5 protein-coding genes are annotated in these 6,400 nt (G+C 75.3%); 4 read left to right on the top strand and 1 reads right to left on the bottom strand.

Annotated features, from left to right (window positions below; genetic code table 11):
• The first annotated feature begins 668 nt into the window (after positions 1-668).
• Together CCN44_RS06620 and CCN44_RS06615 are read left to right on the top strand one after the other, a co-directional pair.
• Complete coding sequence (locus CCN44_RS06620; protein WP_086697109.1) at positions 669-2,933, top strand: heavy metal translocating P-type ATPase; 2,265 nt, start codon at positions 669-671, stop codon at positions 2,931-2,933.
• Positions 2,934-3,022: 89 nt separating this feature from the next.
• Positions 3,023-3,232, top strand: a complete 210-nt coding sequence (locus CCN44_RS06615; protein ID WP_059247592.1) for a hypothetical protein — start codon at positions 3,023-3,025, stop codon at positions 3,230-3,232.
• 34 nt (positions 3,233-3,266) lie between these two features.
• On the opposite strand, the gene CCN44_RS06610 is transcribed toward CCN44_RS06615, so the two are convergent.
• Positions 3,267-3,902 (bottom strand): PepSY domain-containing protein, encoded by a 636-nt coding sequence (locus CCN44_RS06610; RefSeq protein WP_086697108.1) that lies wholly within the window; start codon positions 3,900-3,902, stop codon positions 3,267-3,269.
• 149 nt (positions 3,903-4,051) lie between these two features.
• Here CCN44_RS06610 and CCN44_RS06605 point away from each other — a divergent pair, with 149 nt between their 5' ends.
• Together CCN44_RS06605 and CCN44_RS06600 are read left to right on the top strand one after the other, a co-directional pair.
• Positions 4,052-4,792, top strand: coding sequence for a response regulator transcription factor (locus CCN44_RS06605; protein ID WP_086697107.1), 741 nt, complete (start codon positions 4,052-4,054; stop codon positions 4,790-4,792).
• Entirely contained in the window at positions 4,785-6,224 is a 1,440-nt protein-coding gene (locus CCN44_RS06600; RefSeq protein WP_059247589.1) for a sensor histidine kinase, read from the top strand. Before CCN44_RS06605 ends, CCN44_RS06600 begins: the two co-directional genes overlap by 8 nt.
• Positions 6,225-6,400: the final 176 nt, after the last annotated feature.

Genomic DNA, 6,400 nt, shown 5'->3' with positions numbered 1-6,400 from the left:
GGCGGCGCGTCGAGGCGCCGGAGTCCCACGGCGGGTATGCCCCGCGCCGCCGCGACCGCGGCCCCGCACCGCCTCCGGCTCGACCGCCGCGAGCGTAGGACCCGTCACGGCCGGCCCGTCGGCGAGCCGGCGTGCCACCCGTCCGCGCCGGTCCTCGACCGACTCGTCCCCGTGCGGGGCGCTGCCGGGATCGGCGGGCCGGCGGTCAGCCGCCTCCGGTTCGACGGGGGCCGCCTCGTCCGGCGTGCGTCCTCGCCGGCGGCCCGCCCCGCAACTCCGGTGCCGGTGCGCCCTCCAGGCCCAGGGCCCGGGTCGTCTCCGGCCGGCGCACGCCGGGGGAGACCGGCACCCGGACCGCGGCGGGCAGCGGCCGGCCGCCGAACGGGCCGGCGCCGCACCGCTCCCGTAGAGCGGGCCGCCGTCGTCGGAACGGGCCTGCCGCGGCGACGCGCTCATGGCGGGCGGGACGAGCGGGACTCGGCTGGTCACGGGGGTGCCGCCGTCACGGGTGTCAGGGGCGCGGGGCGCGAACCCGGTACGGCGGGTCCGCCGGATCATCCTCGCGCACACAGCCCGCGACCGCTTGCGCTCCATACAGGTGGGGGGTATACAGTGGACTCGTTCCGGGTACCCCAGGGGGGTATCCGTACGAGCTGCGAGGAGCAGACATGTCCACCACCACGTCCGGTGCCGCCGAGGTCGAACTCGCCATCGGCGGCATGACCTGTGCCTCGTGCGCCGCCCGCGTCGAGAAGAAGCTCAACCGCATGGACGGCGTCGAGGCCACCGTCAACTACGCCACCGAGAAGGCCAGGGTCACCTTCCGCGAGGACATATCCGTCGCCGATCTGATCGCCACGGTGGAGGCCACCGGGTACACCGCGCGCGAACCCGAGCCGGTCCGCCCCGCGGCGGAACCCGGCGGCGCTCCCGCCGCGGAGGAGGCGGACGACCTGCGGCCCCTGCGGCAGCGGCTGACCACCGCCGTGGTGCTCGCCGTGCCGGTGATCGCGATGGCGATGGTCCCGGCGCTCCAGTTCACGTACTGGCAGTGGCTGTCGCTGACCTTGGCGGCGCCCGTGGTGACGTACGCCGCCTGGCCCTTCCACAGGGCCGCCTGGACCAACGCCCGGCACGGCGCCGCCACCATGGACACGCTGATCTCCGTCGGTACGGCGGCGGCGTTCCTGTGGTCGCTGTGGGCGCTGTTCTTCGGCTCGGCCGGCACGCCCGGCATGACCCACCCCTTCGAGCTGACCATCGCCCGCAGCGACGGCGCCGGGAACATCTACCTGGAGGCCGCGGCCGGCGTGACCGCCTTCATCCTGGCCGGCCGGTACTTCGAGGCGCGCTCCAAGCGCAGGGCGGGCGCCGCGCTGAAGGCCCTGCTGGAGCTGGGCGCCAAGGAAGTCACCGTGCTGCGGGGCGCCCGCGAGGTCCTCGTGCCGGTCGCGGAGCTGAAGGCCGGCGACCGCTTCCTGGTCCGTCCCGGCGAGAAGATCGCCACCGACGGCAAGGTCGTCGAGGGCTCGTCCGCCGTGGACGCCTCCATGCTCACCGGCGAGTCCGTCCCCGTCGAGGTCGGCGTCGGGGACGGCGTCACCGGTGCCACGCTGAACGCCGGCGGACGCCTGGTCGTGGAGGCCACCCGGGTCGGCGCCGACACCCAGCTCGCCCGGATGGCGAAGCTCGTGGAGGACGCCCAGAACGGCAAGGCCGCCGCCCAGCGGCTCGCGGACCGGATCTCCGGCGTCTTCGTCCCCGTCGTGATCGCCCTCGCCCTCGGCACCCTGGGCTTCTGGCTCGGCAACGGCGCGGGTCTCACCGCCGCCTTCACCGCGGCGGTCGCCGTCCTGATCATCGCCTGCCCGTGCGCCCTCGGACTGGCCACCCCGACCGCGCTGATGGTCGGGACCGGGCGCGGCGCGCAGCTCGGCATCCTCATCAAGGGCCCCGAGGTGCTGGAGAGCACCCGCAAGGTCGACACCATCGTCCTGGACAAGACGGGCACCGTCACCACCGGCCGGATGACCCTGCTGGCCGTCCACACCGCCGAAGGCACGGCCGCGACGGACGTGCTGCGGCTGGCCGGTGCCCTGGAGCACTCCTCCGAGCACCCGATCGCCCAGGCCGTCGCCGCCGGAGCCGCCGCCCGGGTCGGCACGCTGCCCGCCCCCGAGGACTTCGCCAACGTCCCCGGCCTCGGCGTCCAGGGCGTCGTGGACGGACACGCCGTCCTCGTCGGCCGGGAGCAGTTGCTGGCGGAGTGGGTCATGTCCCTGCCGGACGACCTGCGCCGTGCCAAGGAGACCGCGGAGGCGGCCGGCCGTACCGCCATCGCCGTCGCCTGGGACGGCGAGGCCCGCGCGGTCCTCGAAGTCGCCGACGCCGTCAAGGAGACCAGCCCGGAAGCCATCCGTCGGCTGCGCGCCCTCGGCCTGACCCCCGTCCTGCTCACCGGTGACAACCGGGCCGTGGCCGAGGCCGTGGCCGCCGAGGTGGGGATCGAGCCCGAGCACGTGATCGCCGAGGTGCTGCCGCAGGACAAGGTCGACGTGGTCAAGCGGCTTCAGGGCGAGGGGCGCTCGGTGGCGATGGTCGGCGACGGCGTCAACGACGCGGCGGCCCTCGCCCAGGCCGACCTCGGCCTGGCGATGGGCACGGGCACGGACGCCGCGATCGAGGCCGGCGACCTCACCCTGGTACGCGGGGACCTGCGGGTCGCCGCCGACGCCATCCGGCTCGCCCGCAGGACGCTGGGCACCATCCGGTCCAACCTGTTCTGGGCGTTCGCCTACAACGTCGCCGCCCTGCCGCTGGCCGCGGCGGGCCTGCTCAACCCGATGATCGCGGGAGCGGCCATGGCCTTCTCCTCGGTCTTCGTGGTCGGCAACAGCCTGCGGCTGCGCGGCTTCCAGGCCGCCGACCGGTAGCCGGCGGTGCCGTGACAGCACCGGAACAGCCGTCGAGGGCCCGACTCTCCGGGCCCTCGACGGATCCGTCGCACAGCGAAGGGAATCCTGTGATCGGACACCAGCCGACACCCTCGGTCCGGGACCGGGTGCACCGCGCCGCGGTGAGCGCGCGGACCCTGCTCCGCGAGGGGGCGAACCACCCGCTGACCCGCGCGGCGGCCGTCGCGCTGTTGCAGGCGGCGGCCGGCCATCTCGGACCGGCGGGCCCCGGCGGCCGGCGGACGAGCGAGTGCCGCTGCCGGGTGTCGCCCCGCTGAGGGCGCCCGCCGGCGGGCCGGGCGCTGCGCCCCGTCAGTCCTCGTCGTGGTCGTCGTCGGTCTCGGTGGCCGTGACCTTGCCGGTCCCCGCGTCGACGGTGACCTCGTGCTCGGTGCTCCGGGTGTCGGTGACGTCGACGTGCCAGGCGGCGGGCCTGCCGTGGTCGTCGTCCAGTTCGGCGGAGGTCGCGGTGCCGTCGACCGCGGCGAGCGCCGCGTCCACGGCCCGGGCGACGCCGGTCCCGGCGGACTTGGCGAGGGCCGCGTCGTCGCCGTCGTCGTCGCGGTCGGTGCCGGCCTTGGTGACCTTGCCGGTCCCCGCGTCGACGGTCACCTCGTGCTCGGTGCCCCGGGAGTCGACCACGTCGACGTGCCAGACCGGCTTGCCCCGGCTGCCCTCCAGCTCGGCGGCGGTGACGGTGCCCGCCACGGACTTCGTGGCGCGCGCGGCGGCCTGCTTCAGGTCCACCTCGGCGCCCTTGAGCAGGACGCTGTCGCGGTCGTCGTCGCGGTCGGAGCCGGCCGCGACCGCCGGGGCGCCGTCGTGGTCGCCGTCCTCGGCGAAGGCGACGGCGGTCGTGGCGCCGGCACCGCCGAGGACCACGGTGGCGGCGAGGACGGCGGCGACGGTACGGCGACGACCGGTCAGCGTGCGCGGACGAACCTTCATGGGATGCGTTCCCTTCCTTGGGCCGATTCCTTGCTCGGTGCGCGGCGGTGTGCGCCGCCCCGATGTCCACCACCATGGACGGCCGATCCTGAAGCCACGCTGAAGGTTCCTGAAGATCGCTTCAGGAAGCGTCTGCGACGCTGGTAGGCATGCGCCCGCCCGTCCCCCACCACCGCCCCGTCGGAGGCGTTCCGCGCCACCCTCTTCGACTGTTGATCGTGGAGGACGAGAAACGCCTCGCCACCGCCCTGGCCCGGGGCCTGGCCGCCGAGGGATTCGTCGTGGACACGGCCCACGACGGCGTCACCGGCCTGCACATGGCCAGCGAGCGCGACTACGACCTGATCGTGCTGGACATCATGCTGCCCGGCCTGAACGGCTACCGCGTGTGCGCGCAGCTGCGGGCCGCGGGCGACGACACGCCGATCCTGATGCTCACCGCCAAGGACGGCGAGTACGACGAGGCCGAGGGCCTCGACACCGGCGCCGACGACTATCTGACCAAGCCCTTCTCCTATGTCGTCCTGCAAGCCCGGATCCGCGCGCTGCTGCGCCGCCGCAGCCGCGCCGGGGCCCGGCCCCTGCGGATCGGGGACCTGGCCGTCGACCCCGCCGCCCGCCGCGTCGAACGGGCCGGCACGGACATCACCCTGACCGCCAAGGAGTTCGCGGTCCTGGAGCACCTCGCCCTGCACGCCGGGCAGGTGGTGTCGAAGAGCGACATCCTCGACCACGTCTGGGACTTCGCCTACGACGGCGACCCGAACATCGTGGAGGTCTACGTCAGCGCCCTGCGCCGCAAGATCGACGTGCCCTTCGGGCGGCGCTCGATCACCACCGTGCGCGGCGCGGGGTACCGGCTGGAGGCCGACGGGGGCCGCGATGCGTAGACCGTTCGCCTCCGTACGCGCCCGCGCGGCCCTGGCCGCGACCGCGGTCGTCTCCCTCGCGCTGGTCGCGGCGGGCGTCCTCGTCGTCGCGGTGCTGCGCCACAACCTCACCGAGCGGGCCGGTCTGGAGGCCGAGGTGACGGCCCGTACCGTGGCGGGCTCCCAGGCCGCCCTGGACGGGAGGTTCGGCGCGCTCGACCTGCCCGACGACGAGGATCGTCCGGTCCAGGTGGTCGACGCGGCCGGCACCGTCCTGGCCGCCGGTGACGACCTGCGCGGGCGCCGCGCGGTCGCCGACTTCGCGCCGGCGCCGGACGGCGGGGCACCGAGCGGCCGGACCGACGACGACGATGACGACGACGACAGTCCTCCGGCGCGCGGCAGGGTCGGCACGGACGTGGACCGCGAGACCCTCGCCGTGCGGGTGGACGACGAGACCCGCGAGTACCGCTTCGCGGCCGTCCACGGCACGACGTACGCCGGCCGCACCTACACCGTCTACGCCGGCGCCTCGCTGGCGGACGAACAGGCCACGCTGGACCAGGTGACCCGGGCGATGCTGGTCGGGCTGCCGTTCCTGCTCTCGGTCGTGGCCGGGGTGACCTGGCTGGTCACCCGGCGGGCGCTGCGGCCGGTGGAGGGCATCCGCGCGGAGATGGCGGAGATCACCGGCAGCGGCGACCTGGCCCGCCGGGTGCCCGAGCCCGACTCCCGCGACGAGATCGCCCGGCTCGCCCGCACCACCAACGAGACGCTGGCCGCGCTGGAGCGGTCCGTGGAGCGCCAGCACCGCTTCGTCGCCGACGCCTCCCACGAACTGCGCAGCCCCATCGCGTCCCTGCGGACCCAGCTGGAGGTCGCCGAGCAGCACCCCGGGCTGCTGGACGTGCCCGACCTGCTGCACGACGTCGTACGGCTCCAGGACCTGGCCGCCGGCCTGCTCCTGCTGGCCCGCCTCGACGCCGGCGAGCGGCCCGCCGACGGGCTGGTCGACCTCGGTGCCCTGGCGCGCGAGGAGGTGGCCCGGCGCGGACCGGCCGACCGCATCACGCCCGCCGTCACCACCGACGGCACCGGGCTGGAGGTCCGGGGCAGCCGCGACCAGCTCGCCCGCGTGCTGGGCAACCTGCTCGACAACGCCCAGCGGCACGCCGCCACCGCGATCACCGTCACCGTGTCCGCGACACCGGACGCCGTGACGCTCACCGTCGCCGACGACGGTCACGGCGTCGCTCCGGCCGACCGGGAGCGCGTCTTCGAACGGTTCGTCCGGCTGGACGAGGCCCGCAGCCGCGACGAGGGCGGCGCCGGTCTCGGCCTGGCCATCGCCCGCGATGTCGTCCAGCACCACGGCGGCACCCTCACCCTCGCCGACGCCGAAGGCGGCGGCGCGGCCTTCCGCATCGACCTGCCCCGCGCACCCCGCCGCTGAACCCGCCCGTCAGTTCCCGCAGCCGCACCCGGACGGGGCCGTCGCGGCCTCGCCCCCGCGCCCGACCGCCGTCGCGCCCGTCCGAAACCCGGGGCATCCCCCGCCGCCCGGTGGGTTTACGGTGGTCCTGAGGGCTCTGTTCGGCCGTCGAGCGCAGCCCGGTCCACCCGGCTTCG

The sequence above is a fragment of the Streptomyces tricolor genome (genome assembly GCF_002155905.1).
Taxonomy (GTDB): Bacteria; Actinomycetota; Actinomycetes; order Streptomycetales; family Streptomycetaceae; genus Streptomyces; species Streptomyces tricolor.
The sequence above is the reverse complement of the archived record's forward strand: the minus strand, read 5'-3'. Positions and strand labels throughout refer to the sequence as shown.